The organism is Candidatus Zixiibacteriota bacterium (genome assembly GCA_040753495.1).
In the GTDB taxonomy this organism is placed as follows: domain Bacteria; phylum Zixibacteria; class MSB-5A5; order GN15; family PGXB01; genus DYGG01.
In genome coordinates, this window is the sequence record JBFMEF010000097.1 from 1 (window position 1) to 2864 (window position 2864).

The window sequence follows — 2864 nt, forward strand, 5'->3', positions numbered from 1 at the left end:
CCCGCACCACTGTTCCCGACACCGACCACTTCCGAATTTCCTTCTCCCCCTCCGTCCCCTTATCCCCGCAACCGTGGAGTAATAACACCCCCATGGTCACTGCAGATAGGACTCGTGCTCGCATATGCTGTCCCTCCGACATTATGTCGTTAACCTCAGCCCGTTAGCGGTGCCGAACTCTGATGTCAGCCTCTTTACAATATAAGATGATTTTCAATTTTGCAAACTCAATTTGTCGTGCGCGGCCGGTCTCCGTCAGGTTGTTCTATCGATTCTACACTGAGGTGGCTGCTTGACTTGTTCCCGAGCGCTCATCTTCCATTCTCCCGTTTCGACCTTCTCAAACTCACCACGCCTTCTTTCGGCAAAATCACTATTACTTCAATGGTGAATTTTCTCCAGCGTAAACAGTAGGGAAATCTCCCCGACTATGCCCAACTCAGAAAACATAATGGACCCAAAAATCGCCCTAAAACCACCAATCCAAAGACAGGGCGCAGACCAAAGAATGAAAAAACGAAACGAATACGAACCAATAAGATACTGTGCCACAACAAAATACAAATTCATACGCCCCCCGCTTCGCAATAAAAAGGGCGGCTCGGCAGCCGCCCGAATCAGATTGGTCTCTATTCAGACCTTCAACATCTTCAATATCTCCGGTATATCCAGAAAGGTCTTTGCCGGATGCGCCCCTGCCGACGCCAGTATCTCCAGTTTCTCCTTCGCCGTCCCCATCTTCCCTTCCACTATGGCGCCGGCATGCCCCATCCTCTTTCCCGGAGGTGCGAATATCCCCCCTATCATCGCAATCACCGGTGTCTTCATTTTCTTTATCGTATCGACCGCCCGCTCCTCGTACACTCCACCAATTTCGCCGGTCATCACCACCGCTTTGGTCTTATTATCCTGCTCGAACATCCAGAGAATCTCATCAAAAGTCGAGCCCAGCACCGGGTCGCCACCCAGTCCGACACAGGTTGTCTCACCATATCCGGTGCGGGTCAAGGTATCGGCGACATAATATGTAATCGAGCCGCTTCGGCTGACAGTTCCGACTCTCCCCGGCGCGAACGCGATATCCGGCATAATTCCGATATTGCACTCCCCCGGCGTGATTATCCCGGCTGTGTTTCCGCCAATTACAGTCACTCCATTTTTAACCGCTTCTTTCCGCACCACCATCATATCCTGAATCGGAATATGCTCCGGTATCACCACCACCAGTTTCACCCCGGCCCGTATCGCCTCAATCGCCGCTTCTTTCACAAACGGCGCCGGAAGAAAAATCACCGAGGTATCGGCGCCGGCCACCTTGACACATTCAAACGCCGTATCAAAGACCGGCTTTCCTTCAACCGATGTTCCCCCTTTGCCGGGCGAAGTCCCCCCGACAATATTGGTGCCGTACTCCATCATTCTCTTGGCATGAAACTTTCCCGCCCCGCCGGTTATCCCCTGCACCATCACCCGCGACTTCTTATCAACCAGTATAGCCATGATTATCTCCCTCCCGCGGTTCTGGCAAGTTCCACCGCCCGCTTGGCAATCTCTTCAATCGGGGTTTCAATCCCGTGAAACTCAATATTCTTGAAATTGTCCGGATTCTCTTTTTTGGCATCCTCGAAAATCCGCACCCCTTCCTGCCACATATTCCCGGTCATCCGGACCACCATCGGCTTGGAAAGCCCATGCTCTTTCAAGAACATCACGACCCCTTTGGCGAAATCATCGCAGCGGGAAATGCCGCCAAAACGGGCTCCGAATATCGCCCTTACATTGGGGTTTTCATCCAGAAGCACCAGCATCTTCGCCAGACGTTCCGGTGTCGGTCCGCCGCCGCTGTCCATGAAATTCGCCGGTTTGCCGCCATAATACTGGATGAAATCATTCCCCATGATTCCAAAACCGGCGCCGCCCGGAAACATCCCGATATCGCCGTCGAGGTCCAGATACGGTATATCCCATTCCTTCGCCTGCATCTCGCGGGGAGTCATTTCACCTTCCTCGTGACGTTTTTCGATTCCCATTTCCGCCAGTTCCGGATGACGAAACACGGCATCGTCATCAAGCGATACCCGGCTGTCAGCCGCTATCAGTTTTCCCTCACCGGTAAGCACCAGCGGATTTATTTCCGCCATTTTGGCGTCATATTTCTTGAAAAACTTAAACAGGCTTGTGATAATTGCATTTGCCTCTTTTATCTGCTCCGAACCAAGCCCGATTTTCTTGGCGATATCGATGGCGTCAAATCCATACATCTCTTCATCGATATCGTAATATTTCTTGAAGATTTTTTCGGGCGATTTCTCCGCGACCGTTTCAATATCCATTCCCCCTTCGCCGGAAGCGATCACCACCAGTTTATAATTGGCGCGGTCGATAGTAACGCCGATATAAAATTCCTTCTTGATATCGAGTTTCGGCTCCACCAGCATCTTTTCTACCGGGAACCCTTTGATTTTCAAATTGAGCAATTGATGCGCGGCATTTTTCGCTTCGGCCGGACTATTCGCCATCTTTATTCCGCCGGCTTTCCCTCTCCCGCCGGTCAGGACTTGCGACTTCAGAACAGCCGGTCCTTTCAGTTCCGATACTATTGCCTCCACCTCTTCTGGCGTCCGGGCCAATTTTCCTTTGGGAATAGGTATCTTGAATTTGGCAAATAACTCTTTGCCTTCGTACTCATAAAGTCTCATGCTAATACCTCAAATTTATCACTCAGAAATTCTCATTCGTTGCAAAAAATCGTCACGGCAATTTATCACAATCGCTTGGAAAGTCAATGATAATCGCTCTTCCCGCGCGGACTGTAAGCGTTTGCGCCGCAAATAGAAAGGCACGCCGAGGGGCGTGCCTTTGGT

At 51.1% G+C, this 2864-nt stretch carries 2 protein-coding genes; both read right to left on the minus strand.

The genetic code is table 11. The features are described 5' to 3' along the window. Nucleotides 1-633: 633 nt before the first annotated feature. A complete protein-coding gene (gene sucD / locus AB1690_06365) occupies nucleotides 634-1500 on the minus strand; it encodes a succinate--CoA ligase subunit alpha (protein MEW6014929.1) in 867 nt (288 codons plus the stop codon). Nucleotides 1501-1502: 2 nt separating this feature from the next. Continuing rightward, complete coding sequence (gene sucC / locus AB1690_06370; protein MEW6014930.1) at nucleotides 1503-2699, minus strand: ADP-forming succinate--CoA ligase subunit beta; 1197 nt, start codon at nucleotides 2697-2699, stop codon at nucleotides 1503-1505. Between the last annotated feature and the right edge of the window lie 165 nt (nucleotides 2700-2864).